The 25245-nt window shown below is 68.9% G+C and carries 24 protein-coding genes and 2 pseudogenes; 17 read left to right on the top strand and 9 right to left on the bottom strand.

Going from position 1 to position 25245, the window contains the following annotated elements; genetic code table 11:
• Positions 1-73: 73 nt before the first annotated feature.
• Positions 74-307, top strand: a complete 234-nt coding sequence (locus LZ198_RS15235) for a hypothetical protein (RefSeq protein ID WP_253972681.1) — start codon at positions 74-76, stop codon at positions 305-307.
• Positions 308-442: 135 nt separating this feature from the next.
• Here the strand turns inward: LZ198_RS15235 and LZ198_RS15230 are convergent.
• Positions 443-902, bottom strand: a pseudogene (locus tag LZ198_RS15230) (NUDIX hydrolase).
• Positions 903-1051: 149 nt separating this feature from the next.
• On the opposite strand from LZ198_RS15230, the gene LZ198_RS15220 reads away from it, so the two are divergent.
• From LZ198_RS15220 to LZ198_RS15205, 4 genes and pseudogenes are all read left to right on the top strand, one after another.
• Positions 1052-1519, top strand: coding sequence for an IS66 family transposase (locus LZ198_RS15220; RefSeq protein WP_253972680.1), 468 nt, complete (start codon positions 1052-1054; stop codon positions 1517-1519).
• A gap of 90 nt (positions 1520-1609) precedes the next feature.
• Entirely contained in the window at positions 1610-2542 is a 933-nt protein-coding gene (locus LZ198_RS15215; RefSeq protein ID WP_253972679.1) for a hypothetical protein, read from the top strand.
• 250 nt (positions 2543-2792) lie between these two features.
• A pseudogene (locus tag LZ198_RS15210) lies at positions 2793-3062 on the top strand (tyrosine-type recombinase/integrase); the annotation flags it as partial.
• Between the two features lie 80 nt (positions 3063-3142).
• A complete protein-coding gene (locus LZ198_RS15205) occupies positions 3143-3355 on the top strand; it encodes a hypothetical protein (RefSeq protein WP_253972678.1) in 213 nt (70 codons plus the stop codon).
• Positions 3356-3459: 104 nt separating this feature from the next.
• On the opposite strand, the gene LZ198_RS15200 is transcribed toward LZ198_RS15205, so the two are convergent.
• Positions 3460-4446 (bottom strand): DKNYY domain-containing protein, encoded by a 987-nt coding sequence (locus LZ198_RS15200; RefSeq protein ID WP_253972677.1) that lies wholly within the window; start codon positions 4444-4446, stop codon positions 3460-3462.
• A gap of 38 nt (positions 4447-4484) precedes the next feature.
• Between LZ198_RS15200 and LZ198_RS15195 the strand changes: the two genes are divergently transcribed.
• From LZ198_RS15195 to LZ198_RS15185, 3 genes are all read left to right on the top strand, one after another.
• Positions 4485-5294 carry a hypothetical protein gene (locus LZ198_RS15195; protein ID WP_253972676.1) on the top strand — a complete coding sequence of 270 codons (810 nt, stop codon included), beginning with the start codon at positions 4485-4487 and terminating at the stop codon, positions 5292-5294.
• 404 nt (positions 5295-5698) lie between these two features.
• The gene (locus LZ198_RS15190) at positions 5699-5959 is read left to right on the top strand and encodes a hypothetical protein (protein WP_253972675.1); all 261 of its coding nucleotides are present in this window, start codon (positions 5699-5701) and stop codon (positions 5957-5959) included.
• Between the two features lie 78 nt (positions 5960-6037).
• Complete coding sequence (locus LZ198_RS15185) at positions 6038-6337, top strand: hypothetical protein (RefSeq protein WP_253972674.1); 300 nt, start codon at positions 6038-6040, stop codon at positions 6335-6337.
• Positions 6338-6479: 142 nt separating this feature from the next.
• On the opposite strand, the gene LZ198_RS15180 is transcribed toward LZ198_RS15185, so the two are convergent.
• Entirely contained in the window at positions 6480-7808 is a 1329-nt protein-coding gene (locus LZ198_RS15180; protein WP_253972673.1) for a DUF1254 domain-containing protein, read from the bottom strand.
• Positions 7809-7933: 125 nt separating this feature from the next.
• Here LZ198_RS15180 and LZ198_RS15175 point away from each other — a divergent pair, with 125 nt between their 5' ends.
• The 3 genes from LZ198_RS15175 (at position 7934) to LZ198_RS15165 (ending at position 11705) form a co-directional block, all read left to right on the top strand.
• Positions 7934-8176: a hypothetical protein gene (locus tag LZ198_RS15175; RefSeq protein ID WP_253972672.1), complete on the top strand. Its 243-nt coding sequence runs from the start codon at positions 7934-7936 to the stop codon at positions 8174-8176.
• A gap of 198 nt (positions 8177-8374) precedes the next feature.
• Positions 8375-9541: an N-acetylglucosamine-6-phosphate deacetylase gene (gene nagA / locus LZ198_RS15170; RefSeq protein ID WP_253972671.1), complete on the top strand. Its 1167-nt coding sequence runs from the start codon at positions 8375-8377 to the stop codon at positions 9539-9541.
• Between the two features lie 136 nt (positions 9542-9677).
• On the top strand, positions 9678-11705 hold the full coding sequence (locus LZ198_RS15165) for a glycosyl hydrolase family 18 protein (RefSeq protein WP_253972670.1): 2028 nt from the start codon (positions 9678-9680) through the stop codon (positions 11703-11705).
• A 90-nt stretch (positions 11706-11795) separates the two neighbouring features.
• On the opposite strand, the gene LZ198_RS15160 is transcribed toward LZ198_RS15165, so the two are convergent.
• Complete coding sequence (locus LZ198_RS15160; RefSeq protein ID WP_253972669.1) at positions 11796-12131, bottom strand: hypothetical protein; 336 nt, start codon at positions 12129-12131, stop codon at positions 11796-11798.
• A gap of 343 nt (positions 12132-12474) precedes the next feature.
• Between LZ198_RS15160 and LZ198_RS15155 the strand changes: the two genes are divergently transcribed.
• On the top strand, positions 12475-13092 hold the full coding sequence (locus LZ198_RS15155; protein WP_253972668.1) for a CAP domain-containing protein: 618 nt from the start codon (positions 12475-12477) through the stop codon (positions 13090-13092).
• 2 nt (positions 13093-13094) lie between these two features.
• Here LZ198_RS15155 and LZ198_RS15150 read toward each other — a convergent pair whose 3' ends face one another.
• Positions 13095-14108 carry a hypothetical protein gene (locus LZ198_RS15150; RefSeq protein ID WP_253972667.1) on the bottom strand — a complete coding sequence of 338 codons (1014 nt, stop codon included), beginning with the start codon at positions 14106-14108 and terminating at the stop codon, positions 13095-13097.
• 191 nt (positions 14109-14299) lie between these two features.
• Between LZ198_RS15150 and LZ198_RS15145 the strand changes: the two genes are divergently transcribed.
• Positions 14300-15835 (top strand): hypothetical protein, encoded by a 1536-nt coding sequence (locus LZ198_RS15145; protein WP_253972666.1) that lies wholly within the window; start codon positions 14300-14302, stop codon positions 15833-15835.
• 58 nt (positions 15836-15893) lie between these two features.
• A complete protein-coding gene (locus LZ198_RS15140) occupies positions 15894-17066 on the top strand; it encodes a lipase family protein (RefSeq protein WP_253972665.1) in 1173 nt (390 codons plus the stop codon).
• Between the two features lie 63 nt (positions 17067-17129).
• On the opposite strand, the gene LZ198_RS15135 is transcribed toward LZ198_RS15140, so the two are convergent.
• From LZ198_RS15135 to LZ198_RS15125, 3 genes are all read right to left on the bottom strand, one after another.
• Entirely contained in the window at positions 17130-18020 is an 891-nt protein-coding gene (locus tag LZ198_RS15135) for a hypothetical protein (protein ID WP_253972664.1), read from the bottom strand.
• 44 nt (positions 18021-18064) lie between these two features.
• Complete coding sequence (locus LZ198_RS15130; RefSeq protein ID WP_253972663.1) at positions 18065-18946, bottom strand: hypothetical protein; 882 nt, start codon at positions 18944-18946, stop codon at positions 18065-18067.
• Positions 18947-19118: 172 nt separating this feature from the next.
• Positions 19119-19799, bottom strand: coding sequence for a MotA/TolQ/ExbB proton channel family protein (locus tag LZ198_RS15125; RefSeq protein ID WP_253972662.1), 681 nt, complete (start codon positions 19797-19799; stop codon positions 19119-19121).
• A gap of 451 nt (positions 19800-20250) precedes the next feature.
• Here LZ198_RS15125 and LZ198_RS15120 point away from each other — a divergent pair, with 451 nt between their 5' ends.
• The 3 genes from LZ198_RS15120 (at position 20251) to LZ198_RS43430 (ending at position 24465) form a co-directional block, all read left to right on the top strand.
• Entirely contained in the window at positions 20251-21681 is a 1431-nt protein-coding gene (locus LZ198_RS15120; protein ID WP_253972661.1) for an ELWxxDGT repeat protein, read from the top strand.
• Between the two features lie 348 nt (positions 21682-22029).
• A complete protein-coding gene (locus tag LZ198_RS15115; RefSeq protein WP_253972660.1) occupies positions 22030-22812 on the top strand; it encodes a carbonic anhydrase in 783 nt (260 codons plus the stop codon).
• 255 nt (positions 22813-23067) lie between these two features.
• Complete coding sequence (locus tag LZ198_RS43430; protein WP_323382617.1) at positions 23068-24465, top strand: M57 family metalloprotease; 1398 nt, start codon at positions 23068-23070, stop codon at positions 24463-24465.
• Positions 24466-24636: 171 nt separating this feature from the next.
• Here LZ198_RS43430 and gstA read toward each other — a convergent pair whose 3' ends face one another.
• The gene (gene gstA, locus LZ198_RS15100) at positions 24637-25245 is read right to left on the bottom strand and encodes a glutathione transferase GstA (RefSeq protein ID WP_253972659.1); all 609 of its coding nucleotides are present in this window, start codon (positions 25243-25245) and stop codon (positions 24637-24639) included.

The raw sequence follows: 25245 nt of genomic DNA, 5'->3' as shown, positions 1-25245 counted from the left end.
TCGGCCATCTCATTGCCGGGTGGCCGTCCCTCCACTGCGTCTCGCCATGGATCAAGGGACGTCCACCGGGTGGGTGCTGCTGTCGGGAATCGCCGTCGTCGCCGTGGCGTTCGGCGTCCTGTTCTTCATCCGCAGCCCCCTCGACTCCCGGTGGTTCCTCGTCGAGGTCCCCCGCCTCCTCGCCTCGGGAGAGAGGGCGGAGGCCGAGCTCCTGGAGCGCCAGGTCACGGGGCTGCGGGTGAACAACCCGCAGGCAGGGCGATGGAAAACCCTAAGCAGGACGCGCTGTTACCCGCTATCGCCTTGAATTTCCTCAGGTTGTTCATCCCGCCCCGTCCCACGTTGTTTCCCCAGGTGCCACCTCAAACCTCGCTGGAGGGGCACACTGGGGGCACACGGCGGCATGGTCCCTAACTCACCAACTCACCTGCTTCAGGGGTGGTCAGGCTTCCTCGTCCGGCAGGAGCATCCGGAGAAGCTCGTCGTCAGGTCCGAGAGGGCGCCAGCCGGTCGGCGGGGGGTTGGAGAGAAGCTCATTCCCTGCCCGGTCAACCCGCTCCCGGTGGGGTATAGGCGAACCACGACCCAAGCCCCATCGCAACCTCTCCACGGGCTGCATCGTCCCGCACGTCCGGCCAGCCATTCGAAAACCTCTCGGCCAACTCGCGCACGAGGACGTCACGTACCAAGCGCGTTACCTGCTTGCGCTGCTCCGCCTCGTTCATCAAGCCGCTTAGAATCTGCACAGCCGCAACGTCGAAGCCCAGTTCGTCGGCAAGGACGTAGAGCGGAACGGCAGGGCGTGCTTCGGCAAAGGCGAGGAGTGAGGCGAAGCCGCGTTCACGAACCCGCTCGGACAGGCGTGCCTTGATGTCGCCCCGCCATGTCTCTCCACCACTCATCGTCCCCTCCCAAAAGTGAAGTTCATAGGGATTCGATAGTCCCGCATATGCCTCGCGACCTCCCTCAAGATCCCATCCCGCGTCAACATCCGGCCGGCTTTCGTCTCAGCCTGGAGTAGGGCGTCCATGATCATCCGATTCCACCCAAGGTGGTGGACAAGGGCGAGTACGGCCCGGGCCTGCTCGCGCACGTTGTCGTCTCCAAGTGCGCGGACGCCATGCCCTTGCACCGGCTGGCGCAGCGGTTGGAGCGAGGCGGCGTCCCCATGAGTCGCAGCACGCTGACGGACCTCTTCCACCACTCGGCCTCGGTGCTGCTGCCTCTGTCGACGCACCTGCTGCAATGCATCGCGTCCGCCGAAGTCGTGCTGGCGGACGAGACACCGCTGCGGGTGCTGGACGTGAAGAAGACGCGCCGGGGTTACCTCTGGACGTTTCTCACCCAGACACGCGAGGGCGCGTGGCTCATCGGCTACCGCTTCAGCCTGGGCCGCGCGGGAAAGACGCCCAAGGACGTGCTGGGCGGCACCACGGGTGCGCTCGTGGTGGACGGGTACACGGGCTACAACGTGGTGACGTTGCCGGAGGGCCGCACGCGCGTCGGCTGCTGGGCCTGACCGGCATGGAAACGCCGCGCCGACACGAGGAAACTGCAATCATCGCCTTTGCGTGAATGACCGCTCCCCACATCCCATCAGGAACTCGCCATGACGAAGACATTTCCCCTCGCGCTGATTCTTGCGGTCCTCGCCCTGGCCTCGCTGGCCCAGGCCCAGCCGCGCTTCACGCCCACTCCGCTTCCCCAGACTCCGGAGGAGGTTCGAGCCAAGCTTTCTTTCTCGACGACACCCGGACGCCTGTTTCCGGGTTGGCCGATGGTCGTCACGGTCTACCTGCGCCTCCTTCCCAGTGCGGAGGATGAAGCGAAGCCAGGAGTCGCAAGGAGCCTCGTCGTCACCTCCCGCACAGACAACCTGAGTCCACTGGTCCGGTTCGAGCTCGCTCGCTTCAACGAGACCCTCAAGCGCCGGGTGGTGACCCCCCTGCGTCTTCGCTACCTAGGAGGCTCCCCGCGGCAGGTCTCCCTGCAGCCTGGTGCTGCTCGCATCCTCATAGGCCACTTCGGGTTGACAGAGCAGGAGACGGCGGCCCTTGCCCTCGTTCCAGGCTCCTACATCTTCCGCGCGCATTTTGACTCACGCTCCGACACCCAGGAAGGGAGCTGGAAGGGCACGGCATTTGTGGGCGAGGAACTCCAAGTCAACGCTCAACCTTCCGAACTGGATGCCAACCTGGAATGCGAGAAGGTGCTCGCGACACGCGAGTACCTCCGTGCGACCGGAGCAGCACGAGAAGCCATTGATGTCCTGGATTCGTTTCTTGCGCGGACGCCTGAAACACTCGCGATGCTCTGCTGGGCCGAGCGGGCAGCACTCTATGAACAGGCGGGGAATACGGTGGCCTCGATGGAGGCCTATTGCAAGGCAGCGCGGGCCGAGGGCGTGCTGATTGATGAAGCTGTTCAGCGGAACCAGATGAACGGCAACAGGGCAACCATCAGCGAACCTCAGTACGAACCGCGCTGCCATCAACTCAAGCGAGAACTCACGAAGAGAGCGCCGCCCGCGAAGAGTCCCTAGCTGCCACCACCAGCGCGCCATTGCCAGCCATGCATTGTCACCCGTCCTGTACACGATGACGGGCACCTGGATTCATAGGTGCCCGTCATTGTGGTCCTCACCTCAGGGCCCCCGCAGTCGTGGTTGTGTCCCTATAAGTGTGTAGTCGGCGAACAGGGACGAGCGGGAAAGAGGGAAGCTCCTCGGTGAAACCAACCGAGACGGTCTCCCCCTGGCAGGCAGGGCACCCGCACCATAGATGATCAGAATCATTAGGAAGTCGAGGTCGAGGGTAGGCATCAGTCGCGAGCAAGGGCTCATCGGATGGCACGATCTACGCCATACCTACGGCAGCCATCTCGCCATGCGCGGGATCCCTCTGAAGGTCATCCAGGAACTCATGGGACACGCGACCATCGCCATGACCGAGCGATACGCCCATCTGTCGCCGGAAACGCGCGCGAACGCGGTTCAGCAGCTCGACAGGCCCAACCCCTTCCCTCCGTCCGCTTCGGGGTCCGTCACCGAAGGGGCACACTGAGGGCACACGACAGGGGCGAAGACACCCGCTAGTGAAGTAAGCAACTGAACTTGCTGGTTTATCAGTAGAAGCAGCGGGGGGTGAACAACCTCCAGGTCACGTCCTTGCCCGTCCGGGTCTGGCGACATGGACACGACACCTACGAGGCGAAGACCCGCGCCCTGCTCCCCGCCCTCATCCTCGCGGGCAAGGCAGACGTGGGGTCCACCCTGGATGTGGTCATCGACCCCAGGGACCCTCGCCGCGTGGCGGTCATGCACCCCACCCCGCCCCTCACGCCCGAGAACTCCTGACCGCCGCCGCGCGGCCCGGAGTCGCCGCGGGGGCGCGCCCGCTCGGACAGACGGACCAGGTCGCGCTGTCCTGCAACAGCGGACTCGGCACGCGACCGGAGCGATTACACGTTCCGGAACGTGGTGGGATCCGCGCCGGGGACGATTCGGGCCGACAGCACCTCGTATTGGAAGCCGGCCATCGCGCGGAGCTGAGGACGCATTTCGTAGACGTGCAGGCGGTCGCGGGCCCACCCGGGTGCGAGCGCCTCGAAGCTCGCGGGATCGACGATCTCGGTCTCGACGACGCCGTGATTGAGGATGAGCTGCCCAGCGCGAGCATATCCGTCCAACGCCCCGATGACCTCGAACCCCACGGGCGAAACACCGACGATGCGCCGGAGCGTCGCCACGTCGGCGTCGCCGTCGTCGTCGAGGAAATAGAAGACGTTCCCTGCATCGGCCGCGTAGTACTCACCCAACACGGTGAAGGAGCGCGGGTCCGCGTCGATCCGGGAGAGCGTGTTCGTGTCGGTGTGTTTCCCGCCGGAGTGAAGATGGTAGACGCCGTTGCGATCGACGACGAAACACCGGCCGCGAAGCTCGATGGAGGACGCCTCGAGGCGCGCTTCGACGACACCATTGTTGTAGACCACACCTGCGCGCGGCGCGCGGCCGAGTGCGAGCCCGATCTCCTCGAAGTCACGGGGGTCCGCGCCAGAGACCTCGACAGCTTCGTAGCAGTCGTAGGTGTAGCGGATGCAGAAGACTCCACGACGATCGGCGACGTATCTCCTACCGAACGCGACGAAGCTCGGCGCATCCCAAGCATCCGTCTCCTCCGGCGTCCCCCGTGAAAACACCGTCGCCGCATCCTTCGCGTACCCGTGACGGAGGACGACGAACGACGCCGCGTCCGCGTCGATGTCCTCGCCGTCGTACAGCACGCGCGTAGCGTCCTTGGCGTAGCCATCCCCCAGCTCGCTCCACGTCTTCGAATCCAAGGTCGTCTCGACGACGACCTCCGCTCCGAAGCCTGAGAGGGTGCAGACCACGGCGCCATCGCGCTCGGTGTAACGACTCATGCTCGTCCGCTGCATCTCGTCATCCATGGGTTCGACGGAACATACCGCTCACGGCACATTCGCCGTTGATTCCTCAACAGCGTCGGACACCGACTGACACGTTTCCGGGCGAGTTTCGATACCGGCGCGACCGCGTCTTGAACGAGGAAACGATGTTCACCGAGAACCAGGAACTGGAATGGAGTGAGATTCCCTTCGAGGACGCGAGCGCGAAGTACGAGCTCAACGGCATCAGCGAGGACGGCCTCGGAGAGGTCTTCCCCGAGGACCCTCCGCACTACCTCGTCCGCCAGGGCGACGTGGTCATCGACGGACCCGTGAACTTCGGTGCGGCCGACGAAGGGGACGTCACGCTGCATGTCATCGACGGTGACCTCACCGTCAACGGTCCGCTCTTCTTCATCCAGGGCGACTTCTATGGTGCGCTCCTCGTGACAGGATCGATCTTCTGTCAGCAGGCCTTCGTCGACATGGACGCGATGCTCGATGTCGGCAAGTCGATGAATGTCGAGGGGATGCCCTTCACCCATCTCAGCAAGCCCGCGCACTTCGCCGTCAAGGAGGCGCTGGTCGCCGGGAGCTGGCTCGAGGCTTCGGGGGATGGCCTCTTCGAGATTGGCCAGAAGCCCCAGGCGCGGCTGCTCCGCGTCGAGAAGAGCAGTTACCACGCGTTCTCGAAGTACGCGGAGGAGGCGGAGAAGCGGGCCCAGGAAGAGGGTACGGAAGTGAAGAAGCCGAGCTATTTCGGCTTCTCACCGAAGGAAGCGAGTTCGGTCAGGGGCATCCTCCATCCCTCGCTCATCAAGGGTGAAGAAGGCATCGACGCGCGTGCCATCCGCGAAGCCATGGAGGAGGGTAGACCGCTCTTTGCCTGACCGGGCGGTTCGGGCCGAGGATGGCAGGTGCCCGCGCTGGACAGCCTGAGCAGGCAGGTTTGCTGGCAGGCTGTCCAGAACCCCCGCGCGGGGATCGACACCCTCAGCGGCGCCGACGACCGCATCGTCCAGCAGACGCCCTGGTCGCAGCCCGCCTTCCAGGGCCCCCACCTCCTCCACTGTCGGGTGGAGGGGGCCGCGCACTTCCTGTGGGTCGAGCGCCCGGATGACACCTCATCCCTGATTGTTACACCCACGCGCTCAATCCCTGACATGTGACGGAGAGCGTCATCCGCTTGAGGGGGGATGACTCAGGGCATCCTCGACAGCGCGTCGCCTCTCGTTGCAAGGTGCGCCGCCTCACACGACGTGAGGCATCTCCTCGCTGAACAGGAGTTGACATCATGCGTCGCATCCTCGTGCTGGCCTCACTGCTCGGACTGACCGCGTGTGGTGGAAGCGAAGACATCACCCCTGGTGCCCCCGGAGCGCTGTCGCAGGTGGAGCAGGAAGCCATTTGTGGGAGCGCCAATGCCTGGGAGTGCTTCTGCGCGTCGCAGAAGACGGAGGACGCGTGCCGCCAGGCGACGTCCACCAATGGCTGGCACTGCTATTGGCAGTCGCTGACCCTCAGCACGGGCCGCTGCCTGCCGACGTACGAGTAGTCCCCGCGAGAATGTCTGTCGATGTGCCGTGGGAGTCATCATTCCGATGACTCCTCTTGTCGTCATGGAGGTCTCACCATGCATCGAAGTCTCACCCTTGCCGCCTTGATGTTCACCCTCTCCGCCTGTGGCGGAGGCGCGGAGTCCACCACCCTGTCTCCGGAGTCGCCGGAGGTCCGCGAGGAGGCCATCTGCACCGGCGACGCCTGGGCCTGCGCCTGCGCGGTCCACACCACGCGCGAGGCCTGCAACGCGTCCCAGCGCTGCTACTGGACCGGCCCGAGCATCGCGGCGGGCACCACCGAGGCCCTCAGCCTCAACTACTGCAAGCCGACCTACGAGGTCCGCGAGGTCGAGGCGGAGTCGTTCGTACACTGAGGCTCGGACACGTCTGACGTGAGCGCGGCGGGCGTGGACGCATCGTCACCCACACCCCACAAAGCCTTCCCTCCGCCGCCCTCTCCTGCCCACGGTCGCTGTCTCCGTGGGCAGGTTTCCCGCCTGGACAGGAGCGGGACGCTCAGTCGCTGAGCGCCTCGATGGCGGGCGGGATGTACCGACCGCGCAGGGCCTCCTCCTTCGGCCCATAGATGCGCAGGACGACATAGAAGCGCCCATCCGGGACGGGCAGCCAGTTCTCCATGCGCCGCGCCTCCGGCGCCTCCTGCTGGAGGAACAGCGACAGCGAGCCATCCTCCGACTTCTTCAGCTCGCGCGAGCGGTCCCCCAGCGAATAGCGCTGGAGGGGGTTCTCCACCAGCATCCGGGTCCGGGTGTCGTACGCGGTCACCGACCAGAAGAACCGCGCGGGCGGCAGTGCCTCACGGGGGAAGCGCAGCACGTAGCGCCCCGTGCTCCCGTCCAGGGGCTGGTCCGCCGCGTCGCGGTGGGTGATGGGGTAGATGGCCTCCTCGGGGGAGTTCGCGTACAGGTAGTTCCAGGCGACGTGCGCGCGCAGCAGGTAGTCATCGCCGTACGCGCCCACCTTCGGGTCCGGCAGCTCCCAGCCCTGGTACAGCGTCGGCGTGCGGCGGATGTCGTCCCGGGCGACCTTCACGCCCTCGAGCATCGCGGCGCGGACGTCGGAGGGCAGGGCCTTCGCGTCGAACCGCTCGCCGGCCCGCACGCCGATGCGCGCGAAGCGCTCCAGCACGGGCTGGGCGGAGTCCAGGAAGCGGTGCCACTGCATCATGAAGTTGACGTACTCGAAGGCCCGGAGCGTCTCGTCCTTCTTCGGGTCGAAGTAGGGCGGCCACGCGATATCGGGCAGTCGCTGCGCGCCTCCTTCGGAGAAGTCGCTGAAGGACAGGAGGCGGAAGCGCTGCTGGAGCGCCGCGACGACGGGCACGTCCTGGGGGCCGTCGACGCCGATGCGCAGCAGGGCCAGCACGAAGCGCGACGCGGAGTGGATGACGGGGACCCCATGGAGGTTGCCCGGCATGGTGCCCTTCCAATCCGGCCCCACGACGACGAAGCGCCCGGGAGACGTGCCCGTGGCCCGAGTGCCGATGTACGGGAGGTTGTTGGTCGTGATGTCGACCAACTGGATGCAGAAGTAGCGCCCGTCGAGCTCCGGCGTCTCGATGATGACCGGCGCGCCGCGCAGGTCGAGACAGGCCTCCGAATAGAGCGTGTCGCTGTTCGGCGTGACGACGTCGCGGTCCTCGGGCGTGACGAGCCGCGAGACGTGGCGCCAGGTGTTGGAGGGACGGAAGTGGGGTGAGTCCGGCAGGTGGTCCAGGGCGAACAGCCGGTAGTTCTCCACGAGCGGCAGCCCGAAGACATAGGCCTCGCGCGCGATGACTCGCGCCTCCTGCGCCGTCAGCCCCGACGCGGCTTGCTCCAACATGTGGCACCTCCCCAGTGCGTGGACGGTCGAGCATCCGCGCGACCCGGCCCCCGTCACCGCCAAGCTGGGACGATGCCGCCACCACCGCAACATCCAGGGACGCAAGGAGGAAGGGCCCGCTGCGCATGGCGCCCTTCGCGCGGTCCCGCCCGCCCCTCCCTCCCGGACGAGGCCGTGCGCGCTCAGGAGGCGCGCTGGCGCTGCCCCGGCCACAGGAGGACGACCAGCGTCGCCGCCCCCACCACACGAGCGCCCAGAAGGCGGACATCAGCCCCCAGCCGAGCGCCGAGGGCTCGGCCCATCCGCCGGCCTCCGCGCGCGAGAAGACGGGCAGCCCCGACGCGGTCATCACCATGAGCGGCAGGTAGACCCTCACCCGCGTCAAGCCGCTCCCGCCCCGCCTGTCCCGCCCCGCGCGCGGGCGCATTCGTAAGGACCTCCACATTGCGGCCGGGCGGGCTCGTCGGGTCGGGCCGGGAGCTGCTACACCGGAGACATCGGCCGGCGGAGCCAGGAGGTCCAGGCCCCGCCGCGCGGCCCACCCACGCGGAAGCGGAGGAGACGGCGTGACGACACAGGCGCTGCTGGGAGCCAGGCTGTTCACCGGGGAGCAGCAGCTCGACGGACATGCGCTGGTGCTCGAGGACGGACGCATCGCCGACGTCGTGCCGGAGAGCGTGTTGCCCGCGGGCGTGGAGACGCGCCGGCTACCGGAGAACACGCTGCTGGCGCCGGGCTTCATCGACCTCCAGGTCAACGGCGCGGGCGGCGTGCTCTTCAACGAGACGCCCACCCCGGACGCGGCGCTCGCCATCGCCTCCACCCTGCGCCGCTTCGGCACCACGGCCCTGCTGCCCACGTTCATCACCGACGACCCGCGGCGCGCCCTCCAGGCCCAGGCGGCGGCGCTGGAGGCCACCGCGCGTCCCGAGGCGGGCGTGCTCGGCCTGCACCTGGAGGGCCCCTTCATCAGCCCCGAGCGCGCGGGCGTCCACGACGCGCGCTTCATCCGCGCCCCCGACGACGGCGCCGTCGAGTCGCTCGTCGCGCTCGCGGAGCAGTTGGACCGGCTGGGTGGACGGCTGCTCGTGACGCTGGCGCCGGAGCACGTCGCGGACGACGTCCTCCAGCGGCTCGCGGCGGGTGGCGTGGTGTTGTCCGTGGGCCACACGGCCGCGAGCCACGAGCGCACGCTCCAGGCCGTGAAGGCGGGCGTGCGCGGCTTCACGCACCTGTTCAACGCCATGCCCCCCATCACCGGCCGCCAGCCCGGCCCCGTGCTCGCGGGCTTCGAGGCGGACGAGGCGTGGTGCGGCATCATCGTGGACGGCCACCACGTCCACCCCGCCAACCTCCGGCTGCTCCTCAAGACCAAGCCCCGGGGCAAGGTGTTGCTCGTCAGCGACGCCATGCCCCCGGTGGGCACCCAGGCCACCTCCTTCACCCTCTACGGCAAGCACATCCTCCGGCACGACGGACGGCTGATGACCGAGAACGGCACCCTCGCGGGCGCGGACATCGACCAGGCCACCGCGGTGGGCAACGCCGTCCGGCTGCTCGACGTGTCGCTCGACGAGGCGCTGCGCATGGCCTCCCTCTACCCCGCTCACGCGCTCGGCCTGGAGGACTCGCGGGGCAGGCTCGCGCCGGGCCTGCGCGCGGACCTCGCCCTCCTGGCCGAGGACCTCACCGTCCTGGCCACCTGGGTCGGTGGAAATGAACAGTGGCATTGATGTCCATGCCACGGATTCCACCTTCCGCGGGACCCCGTGTGAGGCATTGACCCGGAATTCCCGGACGCTCCCTCTCTAGGCCTGTGAGCCCCTGGTGTCGCCAGGGCTCCCATCCTGCTCAGCGAGGAGAGCACACATGCATCGCAGCAAGTGGTTCATCGGGTTGATGGTCACCACCCTGTCCCTGGGCGGGTGTGGCCAGGAGCCGTCGTCGGCGCACGCCGGAGGCCCTGGGAGCGTGATGAGGGCCCCGCTCGCCGCGGCGTGGGCGGTGGGCGTCTATTACACGCCGGGCACGCAGGTCACCTACGACGGGCGCCTCTACGAGTGCCGCCAGGCGCACACCTCCCAGGCGGACTGGACACCTCCCGCCGTGGCGGCGTTGTGGCTGGACCTGGGGCCCGCCGGTGGTGGCGACACCACCGCGCCCACCGTCACCTTCGGCGCGAGCGCCACCCGCCTCACCGCGCCGGGCTCGCTCACCCTCACCGGCACCGCGACGGACAACGTGGGCGTCACGCGCGTGGAGGTGCTGGAGAACGGCACCGTCGTCTCCACCAGCGTCAGCTACACGCGCAGCTTCTCCGGCGCCGCGCAGAACGGCACGTACACCTACGTCTTCCGCGCCTATGACCAGGCCGGCAACGTGGGCAGCCAGCAGGTGAGCGTCACGGTGGCCATCCCCGGCACCGGCGACACCACCGCGCCCACCGTCACCTTCGGCGCCAACGCCACCCGCATCACCGCGCCCGGGTCGCTCACCCTCAGCGGCACCGCCTCCGACAACGTGGGCGTCACCCGCGTGGAGCTGCTGGAGAACGGGGCGGTCGTCGCCAACGCCACCAGCTACACGCGCAGCTTCTCCAGCGCCGCGCAGAACGGCACGTACACCTATGTCCTCCGGGCCTACGACCAGGCCGGCAACGTGGGCTCCCAGCAGGTGAGCGTGACGGTGGCCATCCCGGGCAGCTCCACGAGCAAGCGCATCGTGGCGTACTTCACGCAGTGGGGCATCTACGGCCGCAACTACCAGGTGGCGAACATCCCGGCCGCCAAGCTGACCCACGTCAACTACGCGTTCTCCAACGTCTCCGCGGACGGCAAGTGCGTGCTCGGGGACCTCTTCGCGGACATCGACAAGGGCGGCGGCTGGCCGGGGGAGTGGGACCCGGGGCAACTGCGCGGCAACTTCCGCGCGCTCAAGGAGCTGAAGAAGACGCAGCCGCACCTCAAGGTGCTCATCTCCGTGGGCGGGTGGACGTGGTCCACGTACTTCTCCCGGGCGGCGGCCTCCGCCGCCTCGCGCACCGCGTTCGTGAAGTCGTGCGTGGACCTGTTCATCAGGGGCCAGTTCCCCGGCGTGACGCCCGTCAACGGCGAGGGGGTCTTCGACGGCATCGACATCGACTGGGAGTACCCGGTGGGCGGCGGCCTGCCGGGCAACACCAACAGCCCCGCGGACAAGCAGAACTACACGCTGCTGATGGCCGAGTTCCGCAGCCAGCTCAACGCGGTGACGGCGCAGACGGGCAAACCCTATCTGCTCACCATCGCCACGGGCGCGTCGCCCGACCTGCTCGCGAACAAGCAGGAGACGAAGAACCTGTCCAACGTCCTCGATTGGATCAACGTGATGAGCTACGACTATCACGGCGCCTTCGAGAGCACGGTGAACTTCCACTCCGCGCTCAACCGCGTGACGGGAGACCCGGCGGCGAGCACCGGCTTCTACACGGACGGCTCCGTCGCGAAGATGCTCGAATTGGGCGTGGCGCCGGAGAAGATCGTCGTGGGGGTCCCCTTCTACGGACGCGGCTGGGGCGGTGTGCCCAACGTGAACAACGGCCTGTTCCAGAGCGGCGTCCCCACCAAGGGCACGTGGGACGACGGCCAGTCCGGGCTGACGGGCGTGTTCGACTACAAGGACATCAAGGCCAACTACGAGCGCGCCGGCTCCGGCTACTCCAAGTTCGTCCACCCGGAGGCCCGCCAGGCCTACGTCTACAGCCCGTCCACCGGCGTGTGGATTGCCTATGACGACCCGTCGACCCTCAACGCCAAGGCCGACTACATCCTGAACAAGGGCCTGGGCGGCGCGATGTTCTGGGAGCTGAGCGGGGACGACGGCACCCTCGCCGACACCCTCTACCAGCGCCTGCGCTGAGCGCGCGTCGACGTCCCTCGAGGAAGGGACGGCCCGGATGCCACCGTCCGGGTCGTCCTCCTCACGTCGGGGGACTTCGGGGCTCCCCGCTCAGCAGGACGTGCACACGGGACGGATGAGGTGCCAGCTATCGCAGCTCGACCCCGTGCAGCAGCGCTTGTAGAGCGTCCCCGCGCGGCCGTAGGAGCCGTTCACCCACGAGCCGTCGCCGCCGACCTCGCGACACGCCGCGCACGTGGAGCCCCACTCCACCATCTCGTCCAGGTAACCATCGATGGGACAGTTGGGCGTGACGCCAATCCCCTGCTCCACCTGGGTGGACTCGGCGGCCGGCGGCGTGGCCTCCGGCTCCGCGCTCGGGCCACAGGCGGAGAGGACGCCCACCGAGAGGCTCATCAGGACCAGGGTGCGAATCATGTTGCGCATTCGGGATGTCTCCAGACACACGGGGAGCCCCAATGCTCCCCACGTCAGTCCGACAGAGCCCGATTGCACATGCAAGTGATATACAGATGCCCCGGCCATGGGGACCACGGAGCAACGACTCCGGACGGCGCCGCGGACCCCGTCGACACGGCCTTGGGGGAATGACGACCCACGGGGGCACCTCACGCCCTCGCGGTAACATTCGCATCGGAGTGGGCGGGCTGGAGGGCGCGCGGCCGGCCGGGCGGATGGCCTCTTCTCGACAATGGCAGGCGCGTCAACAGCATGAAGGGGCCGTCTCGTGCGAGGCGGACATCCCATCCTGTCCGTGAAAGGACCTGACATGCGCTCCCCATCCGTATCCCTGGTGCTGCTCGGCGCGGTGTTGTTCGGTGGTGTCTCCCTGGCCCAGGAGGACGTGGCCCCCGCCGAGGAGGAAGGTACCCTCGTCCCCTCCGTGAGCACGGAGGCGCGCGCCGCTCTGGGGCTGGGCACGTCCGCGCTGGCCGCGTGCGACGACGTGGCCACGTGGGACCCGGCCTGGGCGGGCTTCGAGGCGGAGGTGCTGACGCTGGTCAACCAGCACCGCGTGGCGGGCGCCGTGTGTGGGGGCGTGACGAAGGCCCCCGCCCCCGCGCTGGTGCTCGACACGAAGCTGCAATGCGCGGCCCGCAGACACTCGAAGGACATGGGCACCAACAACTTCATGAGCCACACGGGCTCCAACGGCTCCACGCCGTGGCAGCGCATCACCGACGCGGGCTACGCCTACCGGCGCGCGGCGGAGAACGTCGCCGCGGGATATTCCACGCCGGCGGCGGTGGTGGCCGGCTGGATGGCGAGCAGCGGGCACTGCACCAACATCATGAACCCGCAGCTCGTCCACCTGGGCGTCGGCTACTTCCACGCGCCCAACAGCACCTACCGGCACTACTGGACCCAGGACTTCGGCGCGCTCTGAGTCTACTTGTTGGGGTCGTCCACGCCGGTGTTGGTCCACACGTAGCGCTGGAGCCAATCCCCGCCGACGCCCAGCCCCGTCTCGCGCTTGCGGTCACCGATGAGCGCGGGCGGCAGGCCCTGCTCCTGGAACGTGGCGGGCACGCGCGTGCCGGACTCGAAGTGGGAGCTGTTCTCCACCGAGTACTCCAGGTTCGGCTTGCCCGTCTTCTCGTCGATGCCGGTGCACTTCACCTGCGTGCGGTACGAGCCGATGAACCACTCCAGCGAGGTGTACGTGTCCTTCTTGTTCGCCTCGTCCGTGCCCGGCCCCGTGAAGCGGTAGAGCGCCGCGTCCTGCTGCTCGGCGGTGGCGTTGGCCGGCGGGAAGACGTCGCCCGGCTTGGGGTTCGGGTACATCTTGAAGAACTCCTCCGTCACCTGCTGCTGGTGCGGGCGGCCGGCCAGGTCCTCCGTGTACGCGTTGTCCCGCACCGTGACGCGGTCGGTGCCGTCGGCCGTCTTGTCCCAGGTGCCCAGGTCCTGGGGCTTCTCCTCCAGGAGCCACGTGCTCCACAGCTTCGGCCAGTCACCCTTCAACTGCTGGCCCGTCACCGGGTCCTTGGTGCGGGTGATGCCCTCGAGGTCCACCTTGCCCAGCGTCTTCAGGCCCTGCGTCAGCTTCGAGTCCTTGCCGGTGAGCAGCTCGGACGTCTTCGCCAGCACGTCCACGCCGCCCTCGGCCGCCTTCAGCAGCTGGTCCGCCGCACCACTGGGCAGCAGCTTCTCCGCGCCGTGGTAGGCCACCCGCAGGCCCGTCTGGAACGTGTCGCGCACCAGGTCCTTCGGGTCCGTGATGGCCTTCTTGAAGGCGTCCGTCACGGGGTTGTGCTTCACCACCTCGAAGGTGTCCTTCGTCGTGTCGACGACGGCCTTCTTCACGTCCTGCGCCTTGTCGACGACCGTGTCCTTCACGTCCTTGGCGGTGTGCGTCACCGCTTTCTTCACGTCGTTGAAGCTCGGGATGCGGAAACCCATGACTGGCCTCTAGGGGGTGTGGGGGGCCGGCAGCAAAAAACCTACAAATGGGTTATCGACGTTCGCCGTCCATGGTTTCTTGGAGATTGAGATTGCGGGCCTGACCTGCCCCGCGGCGGACGGTGCGGGGTGGAATCGGGCGGGGCTGGCCTCCTCGACACCCTGGGAGGGCTCTGCTACGGGCCCGCCCGGTGGGCACCCCGGGCCGCTCGAAGCCTCTGTCACGCGCCTCGGGGCTGCCCTGGTGGCCGCTGCTCCTCATCGCCGTGGCGGCGTGGGGGCTTCGCGTCGCGGGCTTCCTCCATCGCCACGGGGCGCTCGGCCCGCCCGTGGACTACGACGAGGGCGTGTACTTCAGCGCCGCCGCGCTGCTGTCGCATGGCCTGCTGCCCTACCGCGACTACTTCTTCGCCCATCCGCCCGGCATCGCCCTCCTGTGGGCGCCGCTGGCCGCGCTGGCGCGGGGTGTCGACGTGGCCACGGCCTTCGCCGTGGTGCGCTGGTGCGTGCCGGTGCTGGGCGCGCTGAGCGCCGCGCTGAGCGGTCGCATCGCCCAGGAGCGGTGGGGCACGCGCGCGGGCGTCGTGGCCGCGCTCGCGTATGCCCTGTATCCGGAGGCGCTGAACGCCGAGCGCGGCATCTTCCTCGAGCCCTGGCTGAACCTCGTCTGCCTGTCGTTCGCGTGGGTGTGGCTGCGCCCCTCCGAGGGCATCGCGGCGCGGCGTCGGGACATCGCCGCCGGCGCGCTGCTCGCCACCGCGTGCGCCCTCAAGCTGACCGCGGGGGTGTGGGTGGTCGCGGCCGTGGTCGCGTGTGGAGTCGTGGGCGCGTGGCGGCGCGTCGCGAGGACGGTGGGGACCGCGGGCGTCGTGGGCCTCGTCATCGTGGGCCCCTTCCTCGCGCTGGCGCCCGGGCCGGTGGTCGACGGACTGCTGCGCTTCCAGTTGCTGCGCCCGCCGGATGGAGAGCTGTCCGCTTCACGCCGGATGGTGTCGATGCTGGCGGAGGGCCACGCGGGCGTGGCGGCGCTGGGCCTCCTGGGGCTGGTGGTGGCCCTGGTGCGCTGGCGGCGCGACGAGGCCCTCGCGGAGCGGCTCTTCGGGGCGGCGTGGCTGCTCACCGTCGCCACGTTCCTCTCCGCTCGCAGCTACTGGGTCCACTACAACGCGAGCCTCGCGCCGACGACGGCGCTGCTCGCGGGGCTCGGGGCGTCGGTGGTGCGCTCGTGGGCGTCCGCCCGCCCCCGCTGGGTGGGCTGGGGCGCCACCGCGCTGGTGGGCCTCGCCGTGCTCGCCACGCTGCCCGACGCGCTCCGACAGGGGCGGACGGAGGCCCCCTGGCTCGTCGAGATGGGACGGGCGGTGAGGGCCTCGGTGCCGGAGACCGCCGCGCTCTGCGCCTTCGAGCCGGCCTGGGGCATCGCGGGAGGGCGGCTCCCCGGGGTGCCCGTCGGGACGCCGGCGCTCGTCGACCCGTACGGCCTCATGCTCCATGACGCGCTCGGAGCCACCGAGCGGTTCGCGACGGCCACCGCCGCCTTCGAACACGAAGGGACGCAGCGCACCATCCGCCCCCTGCTGGAGCGCTGCGACGCCCTGGTCCTCCAATGGCGAGGCGAGTGGCAACTGTCCGACACCAGCGAGCACTGGGTCCGGGAGCACTTCACCCAGGAGGGACCCCTGTGGCGGCGCACCCTGGGCTCCGAGGTGAGACACAGCCCCCCTTGAGGAAGCCGGCTATCATCGCGCTCCGAGCAACGCACGCCGTTCTCGTCCAGGGGGAGCCATGTCGGAGAGCAGGGAGGCCATCGTCCTCGTCCACGGGCTGGGCAGCAAGGAGCGGGACTCCGCGCGCGAGCAGCTTTTGCAGGGCCTGCTCCAGGTGCCGGAGAACGCCACCGTCACACAGGAGGGACCGGCGACGGTCCAGGGGGTGGAGGGCCTGCGGCTGCTCGTCACCCACGCCGAGGACGGCGTGCAGCGACAGGTCGACCTCTACGAGGCGTTCTGGAGCGACCTCGCGCCCTCGCTGGCACAGGCGGACATCAAGACGCGCATGTTCGGCGGCCTGGAGCTGCTCCCCTACTGGATTCTCTCCGGGGTGTGGCGGGGCATCGCCCAGCGCAAGGCGCTGACCACGAGCATGCTGGTGGGCATGGTCCTCCTGCTGGCCTGGTACTGGAGCACGCTGGCTCTGTTCTTCACGGCCGTGGGCCAGGACCCGAGCCTGCTGTCCACGAGCGCTCCTGCGAGCATGCAGGTCCCCACCTCCACTGGCACCATGGCGGGAGACCTCCTCAAGCAGGTGACGACGTGGATGGGCATCGTGGGGGGCTGGATGGGCGGCTGGAAGGTGTGGGTCGGCGTCTCCCTCGTCGTGGGCTTCCTTCCTGTCAACGGGCTGGTGGACATCGCGGACTTCGCGCGGCGGTATCTCGCCGACGCAAAGATGGGAGAAAGCCCCGTGGGGCTGCGCAGCAAGCTGCGCATGCGCATCAGCGGCCCGCTGCGGGCGCTCATGGAGAGCGGGAGCTACTCACGCGTCACCGTGGTCGCTCACAGCATGGGGGCGGCCATCGCCGTGGACGTGCTCGCCAACTACCGCTCCCCTTCGCCCACGGCGCTGCGGCTCGTCACCCTGGGCGGTCCCCTGGAGCTGCTGGCGCGCCGGGCTGCGTGGGTGATGGAGGAGATCGAGGGGTGCGCCAACAACCCGCGCATCACTCAGTGGGCCGACTTCTATTCGAAGGATGACTGGTTCTGCACCCAGACACCGTTCGCGAGCGAGGAGCCCCGGCGCACGCACCACTGCATCGAGCAACGGGCCTCCTTCGGCGACCAGCTCTCCGGCGCGACCCACTACCGCTACCTGATCAACCCCACCGTCCTCGCCCTCCTGCTGACCCGCCCCCCTCCTCCTCCCGCGGCGCCCGTACAGCAGGTCCAGGCGGCGGGCTGAGGAACGGACCCGGAAGCCCTCGCGCTCGCCGCGAGGACTCCCGGGTTCGGGGCGTCAGGGGCCCTACGGAATCGCGCTCACGTCCACGTCGACGACGCGGGGCTCCTCGGTGCCGTTCACGCCGTCGACCGCCGGCATGGCGGCGCCGACGCGGAGCGCCAGCGCCCACTCGCCCGTGGCGAGCCGCGCGGGGACGTACTTCCAGAAGAGGCGCACGTTCCCGGAGGACTCCCCTTCCGCGACGAGGGCCTCCCGGGCGCGCTGCTCGATGTCCGCGGTGGCCAGCCGCGTGCGCAGCAGGTGGCCGGTCCGGGCCAGCGGCGGCCAGGCGATGAGCGCGCGTTGGAAGGTGCCATCCACGCCGTGGGTGACGACCGCGCGATGCCCCTCCACGCGGATGCCGTTGATGGCGCGCATGACGAACGTCTTGTAGCGGTGGAGCTCGGGCGCCGCGAGGACGCCGTCGGCCTCCGCCTGGGTGTACGTCTTCACCTGGAGGATGGGCCCCATCTCCGAGGCGGGGATGCCCCAGCGCTGGAGGCGGGCCACGGCGGTGCGCTGCAGCACGGCGGGCTCCTGCGGCGTGGCGGGCCCGGCGCCGAGCTTGTTCAGCACCAGCGCCTGGCCCTCGGACGGGTCGCTCTCGAGCAGCCAGGTGCGGGACTCGAGGTCGCGGCGGCTCCCCACCACGTCCGTCTGGGAGAAGGCCTCGGTCGAACCGATGAGGGCGCCCTGCAGCGCGGAGTCGTCGAAGGCGGTGCGCGCGAGCAGGTTGGCGGGGAGTCCTCCGGTGGGGGGCGTGGCAATCGAGCTGGCGTCGAAGACGAAGCCCGTGGTCACCGCGGGGGCGGCCCGGGTGTCGAGCACCGCCGGCTCGACGAGCGCGCCGCTGTCGCAGCCGAGCAGGGCGGTGAGGGGGAGCGCGGTGAGCAGCCGGATGAATGGAGTCTTCATGGCGATTCGTTCTCTCTTGTGCGGATTCGGGCTGGAGGAGGACGTCACTCGGGCAGCACCTGGCCCCCGGAGGGGTCGCAGCCGCCGACGTAGAAGTAGGTGGAGGCGACCTTGGCGCCGGTGTCGTGCCGGTCGCGCCAGCCCCCGGATTCGAACATCCTCACGCGCCTAGCCTGCGTGTCGCCGAAGACGATGGACACCGGGCAGTCGTCGTCGTTCGTCCCGGAGTCCTTGTCGTAGGCCTCGTCGATCCAATTCTCCCCCACGCCCGCACTCTTCGAGTTCGCGGCGTAGCGCTTCACGTAGCTGGTCACGAAGTCACCGCACGAGGAGTTCCCATGGAAGGCGTTCCACAGGGTGAAGCCGCTGGTGCTCGTCACCAGGGCCGTGCGGTAGCCGCCCTGCTTCCACACCTGGTAGTCGCCGGACTGGCACGCCTTGATGACGGCGATGTCCAGCTTGCCGTTGCCCAGGCGCATGTGGAGGTCCGTGACGGCGCTGCACGCGTCCATGCTGGAGCCCATCACCAGCCAGCTGCGCAGGTTGGCTTCGCTGTGGCCGCCGTGCGTGTGCACGAAGATGACGTCCGCGTCATCCACGCCCGCGTTGGCCGAGGTGTCCCTCGCGTCCGCCGCCGGCGCCTTCGCCGCGTCGGTGAAGAGGTCCGCGCGCGCGAAGGTGTTGTTGAGCGAGCGCGCGTCGGTCCACTTCCCGGCGTCGATGAGCGAGAAGAAGTAGCTGACGAACGCGCTGGCCGTCTTCGTATGGACGGGATGGGTGTCGGCCTCGCACAGGCCTGCCGCGGGGCTGCCGAAGTTGGCGATGCCGTAGACGTGGGTCTCGTCGGCGAGCCCCACGGCGGGCAGGAGCAGTGCGCCGGTGAGCGCGCAGGACCGCCACGCGCTGGTTCGTTTCTGGAGCTTCATCGTCCGGGCCTCCCCCCCCGGAGCGGGGCGGGTGTGGTGGGTGGAGGACCGGAGGGACGCGACTCGCATCGCGCCCGCTCCGGCCTTGGCCCATCAACGCCCCCCGGGGCGAGTTCCCCTCACCGTGCCGCTCGCGACCGCGCGGGTGCCGGGAGCGTGGGCCAAAGGCCCGTCAGGCGGCGACGGAGCGCGAGCGCTTGAGGACGCGGGCGACGGCGTCGAGGAGCTCGTTGCTCGACTCGGCGAGGTCCACCGCGCGGGCGTCCACCCAGCCCTGCAGGGAGTTGTAGCCCATGACCGCGGGGATGGCGACGAGCAGGCCGAAGGCGGTCGTCACCAGCGCCTCGGAGATGCCGGTGGAGATGGTGCCGATGCCTCCGGCGCCCGTCGCGCCCATCTCCTGGAAGGCGGAGACGATGCCCATGGTGGTCCCGAGCAGGCCGACGAACGGGGCGGTGGAGGCCACGGTGGCCAGTTGCCCCAGGCCCCGCTTGAAGCCCTGGACCTCGCGTTGCGCCTGGCGCTCCAGGCTCCGCGCCACCGCCTCCATGACCTCGTCCCGGGTGTCGTCCGAGGCCGTGCGGTAGGCCAGCAGCCCCGCGCGGATGGTCCGGCCGAGGTAGCCGACGTCCTTGTCCGTCTTCGCGTCCAGGGCCGCGTCGAGGTCGCCTCGCGCGAGCAGCGGCCCGAGCTGCGCGGCGAACCGGCGGGACTGCCGCATCGCGGCGCGGAAGAGGAGCACGCGTTCGACGAGGACGACCAGGGAGACCATCGACATCAGGGCCATCACGATGACGATGCCCTTCGCGAACAACCCCATATGGGCCCAGAGGCCCGCGAGTGTGAAGTTCATGGTCGGATTGGGACGCGCCTCCTCGCGCGGTGGGCCGGGCGGGCCCGTGGGGGATGACGGCTGGAGCAGCCACCGACCACCCTACGGAGCGGTCTCCGCGCCAAGGCCTGTCCATCCCCATGGGACGGTCATCGTTCCGTCATGGCGGCAGATGGTTTCCTGGGACAACCATCTCGCGGCGCGCGGAGAGGTTGGGGCTCGGTCCGCCGCGCGCTCGGGCTTGCCGGGCCACGCCGCCCCGAGGGCGCGACCACGCCCCCGGGAAGGAAGGGGACCCCGGGCGGCCGTGCGAGCCTCCGGCCCCTCGTCGCAGGAGGTATCCCGGGCCCCTTTCCGCGTCCGAGCCGTGCCAACTGACCCCATCCGGCGAGCAGATGTCGGCTCCCCTGCAGCCCCCCAGCTTCCCTTGCCACGCGAGGCCTTCCGCTTCGCGCTGAAGAGGGGGTCGTCCATGGGAAGAGGATTCAGGCAGCTGCCACTGGTGCTCGCCGCGTTGGGGCTCGTCCACTGCGACACGTCGTCGGGAGTGCCCGACGAGGAGCCGGGCCCCGACAGCGCGCTGCTGCTGCCCCGTGGCGCGGCCTGTCAGCCCGCCATCCCCCTGGGGGACTTCGCGCCCGAGCACGTGAGCGGGATGGTGGAGGTGGACGACGTCGTCTTCTTCTCCGTGGGCACCTGGCTGTGGAAGAGCGACGCGCGAACGGGGCACGCCGAGCGGGTCCGCCAGATTCCCCCCGACGAGCCGGACGGCGGCATCCGGGGACTCACCGAGGTGGGCGGCCTGCTCGTCTTCGCCTCCGGCACCTGGATGTGGCGCAGCGACGGGACGCCGGAGGAGACCTACGCCCTCATCATCTCCAGGAGCACGAACGGCCCGCCCGTGCCGCTGGGCCTGCACGACGGTGAGCTCCTGTTCCGGATGGACGCCCCCATGCATGGCGTGGAGCTGTGGGCCACGGATGGGACCCGCAAGGGCACGCGCTTCGTGGCGGACCTCAACCCGGGCCTCCCCTCCAGCTACGTCGGCCCCGCCACCACGACGGACCGAGGGGACTTCGTCTTCGGCGCGCGGCTGGGTTCGGACGAACAAGGCATCGCGGTGATGAAGCTGACGCGCTCGGACAAGCTCGTGACGCTGTTCCGGGCCTCCGACTGCGACCTGTCGCTGCTCCAGTTGAGGAGCGTGGGGGACAAGGTCTTCTTCCTCCTGGGACGGGAGGGGCGGGGAGACAGCGACCTGTATGTCAGCGACGGCACCCCGAACGGCACCACCCTCCTGAAGCACCTGGACGGCACCACCCCGGCCCGGGCGTTCACCGCGTTCGACGACCGCCTCTTCTTCGTCGCCGAGCCCGAGGCCAGCGGAACGGACGCCGGCAGCGCGGAGCTCTGGGTGAGCGACGGCACCCGGGCGGGCACCCACGTCCTCGTCGACCTGCGCCACGGCGTGAAGGAGGGCTCGGTGCCCACCGACCTCACGGTGTTCGAGGGCCGGCTCTACTTCGCGGCGGACGACGGCGTCCACGGACGCGAGCTGTGGTCGACGGACGGCACGGAGGAGGGCACGCAGCTGGTGGAGGACATCTGGCCCGGCCCCCATGGCTCGAATCCGTACGGCCTGCGCATGGTGAACCAGAAGCTCTACTTCGTCGCGGACGACGGCGTGCATGGCGCGGAGCCCTGGAAGGTGTACGAGGGCCGGGCCCGACTGCTCGCGGACATCGTCGCGGGGGCCGGCGGTTCGACCCCCCAGGTGCTCGGCTCCGACCCGGACACGGATGAGACCTTCTTCCGGACCCGCGAGTACGTGTACTTCGCGACCGGAGACACCGGCTCCTCGCTCTGGGCCGTGAAGACGGAGTCGGTCTGTCCCGGTCGGTGAGCCCTCCCCCGAGTGGGGCGGGGCCTCCCCGCCCCTGAGTATTCCACACCCCCGCCCCTCCCCAGGCTCGACGCGCGGCGGCAACGTCCGATGTCTCCGGGTGTACTCAGTTGAGAACACGGTTTCTCACGTATTGGCATTGCGCCAATGTCACACACCCGTTTCATTGCGTTTCATTTCAATCCCCTTGAGCCCGTGGCATTTCGAAGGATTTCAGGGCAGAACAAGTCTTCACAGACGCCCACCGAGGGCTTGATACACGGCGCACCTCTTTCATGAAGAGGCGCGCCTGGCCTTGTCTCGGGACTGTCCCTCCATGCTTGGCGTCTGGCTCAAGGGAATACATCCATGTCACACATCCGCGCTGGTTCCGTGCGCGCGCTTTCGAGCGCGCTGCTGACGTCCCTGTTCCTTTCTTCCGCCGCTGGAGCCGAAGAGGCCCACTGGGGTTACGCGTCGACGGTGGGCGCCGACCACTGGGGCGAGGTCTCCAATGGCGCGATGTGCGCGGCGGGCGCGGAGCAGTCGCCCATCGCGCTGTCGACGGCGAGCGCTGTCCACGCCAACGGCTACACGCCGAGCTTCCACTACGGCACCAGCCGCGTGCGGATGGTCAACAACGGCCACACCGTGCAGTTCAACTACGACGTGGGCAGCACCCTGCGCCTGGGGCCCAACGAGTACAAGCTGGCGCAGTTCCACTTCCACACGCCCAGCGAGCACACGCTGGATGGCGAGCACTTCCCGCTCGAGGTGCACCTGGTGCACACGGACGCGGCGGGCGCCCCCAAGGTCGTCGTGGGCGTGCTCATCGAGGAGGGGCTGGTGAACGCGGCCCTCTTCTCCGCCTTCCGCCACCTGCCCCGCCACGAGGGCGAGGAGAGCTCGCCGGTGGGCGCGCTCATCAACGCCAGCGCGCTGCTCCCGTTCAACCGGTCCTTCTTCCACTACGCGGGCTCGCTCACCACGCCCCCGTGCAGTGAGGGCCTCGAGTGGTTCGTGATGAAGCACCCCATCCAGATGTCCGACTCGCAGATCGCCGCGTTCGAGCGCCTGCCGCACATCAACCCGAACAACCGCCCGGTGCAGCCGCTCAACAGCCGCGTCGTGAGCGCCCAGTCCGGGCACTAGGGACTGACCCGGCGCAACGCGGCCACAGCACCACGGCCGTGACAAAGGCAGGACGGCGAGGTCACCGGTCGCCGTCCTGTCCCACGCCCCCCATGGATTGTGATTCCACTTTCTTGGAAACAGGGTTTCCAGTTCGTGGTCTGCGCAATCCACGGGTTTCATGAGGAAGCATTATCACGTCAGCCGCTTGCGCTATGACTCGCCGCGCGGCGGACGGCGCGTCGAGCCGGACGCCGCATCTTCCCGCAGTCAGAGATGCGAGTTCCCATGTTCAAGCAGGTAACAGCCCTTGCGGTGACGTGTGGCGCGTTGTTGGTCGGTTGCGGCAACGAAGGCCCGCTGACGGAGCAGGAGGAGATTGTCTCCAACCTGATCGAAGCCGGCTTCCCGGAGGATGACATCCAGGTCATCGACGGTGCCGTGTACGTGGGCGGTGATGGGCGCGTGTCGCTCGCGGCGTCCCGCGAGATGCTCCAGACGCCCGAGGGGAGCGCCGAGCAGTACCGCTCGAACAACATCGTGGGTTCGAGCGTGACGAGGATCTGCCTCAACCCCACCGCGGCGTTCAACAGCTACCCCTCGCTGAGCCAGGGGCTCGATGACGCCATCGCCAACTACAATGGGGCGGGTATCCGGCTCACCTTCGCGCGCGGCCCGACCACCGGCTGCACCGCGAACATCTCCGTCGAGACCTGGGACGGAGGCTACAGCGACGCGGAGTACCCGGCGAACGGCGCTCCTGGCTGGCGCCTCCGCTTCACCCCCTTGCTGGTCAACTACAACGCCGACATCAACGAGCACACCATCACCCACGAGCTCGGCCACGCGCTCGGCTTCCGTCACTCGGACTACTACAATCGCTACATCAGTTGCCCAAGCGGCCCACAGGTCGAGGGCGACGAAGGCGTGGGCATCAACCACATCCCGGGGACACCGACCACCGCCGTCCTGTATGGGTCGGTCATGAACTCCTGTCCCGATCTCCAGGCGACCGGCGAGCTCACCAGCAGCGACATCACCGCGCTCCTCGCCCTCTACCCGCCCGTGCCCAGCGGGCTCCCGAGCTGTTCGAACTACAACATCCCGTCCTACCGGGGGCAGAACAACTCGCAGATCCAATGCGCTTGCGGAGCCGCGAGCGGCGGAGCGGTCTGGGGCACGGACATCTATACCGACGACTCGGATGTCTGCACGGCCGCGGTACACGCGGGCGTGATTCCCGCCTCGGGCGGCAATGTGACCCTCACCATCCGGCCAGGGCAGGGCAGCTACACCGGCACCACCCGCAACGGCTTCAGCACGTATTCCTACGGCGCCTGGGATGGCAGCTACTCCTTCGGTGGCGGGGGGGCACCGCCGCCCGAATGCTCGACCGTCAACGTCATGGCCTACCGCGGGCAGAACGGGACGCAGCTCCGGTGCAACTGCTCCACGGTGCCCTACGGCGCGAGCGTGTGGGGGTCGGACCTCTACACCGACGACTCGAATGTCTGCGTGGCCGCGGCCCACATGGGGGTGATCACCTCCTCTGGTGGAGGGGTGCTCATCACCATCTATCCGGGACAGAGCTACTACATCGGCTCCACCCGTAACGGCATCAACACGTATCCCTATGGTGCCTGGTCGGGGAGCTTCTCCGTCCGCTGGCCGTAGTCGCGCCGACGACTGACGCGGTCCGCGTCGACGTCCTCCGGGGGCAGCTTCCCCGGAGGACGGGAACGGACCCCTGCCAGTCGCTTCCGTCCTTGGCGCGGAGGCCCGTGGCCTCGGCGCTGCCCCCGAGCTGATGGCGCCGCAGGCGGCGAGTCCCCGCGCCGCGTGACGTCAGGCCGCGAGCCCCTCGGCCGCGAGCGCCTTGCGCACCGCCGGACGCGCGGAGACACGCTCCATGAACGCCAGCAGGTTCGGGAAGCCGGACAGGTCCACCTTCACGTACTTCGCCCAGCGGGTGACGGTGTAGAGGTAGGCGTCCGCGACGGTGAAGGTGTCACCGAAGAGGTAGGTGCGGCCGGACAGGCGCTCCTCGAGCAGTTTGTAGCGCTTGAGCAGGTACGCCTTGCGCTCCTCTCGCATCTCTTCCGGCGTCGTCGGCAGGAAGAGCGGGGAGTACGTCTTGTGCAGCTCGGAGTTGATGTAGCCGAGCATCTCCAGCACGCGGTAGCGCTCGCGCGTGCCCTGCGGAGGCACCAGGCCGGACTGGGGCCGCTGGTCTGCCAGGTACTGCACCAGCGCGGGACCCTCGGTGAGGACCTCGCCCGGCTCGAGCTCCAGCGCGGGCACATAGCCCTTCGGGTTGATCTTCCAGAAGTCCCCGCCCGACTGGAGGACCTTGGTCTGGGTGTCGACCTTCTCGAGCTGGAGCTCGAGCCCCGCCTCGTGCGCGACGATGTGGGGAGACAGCGAACAGGCGCCCGGCGCGAAATAGAGCTTCAT

Source organism: Myxococcus dinghuensis, from assembly GCF_024198235.1.
Classification (GTDB): domain Bacteria; phylum Myxococcota; class Myxococcia; order Myxococcales; family Myxococcaceae; genus Myxococcus; species Myxococcus dinghuensis.
Note: the sequence above shows the minus strand (reverse complement) of the source record. Positions and strands in the feature narration are given on the sequence as shown.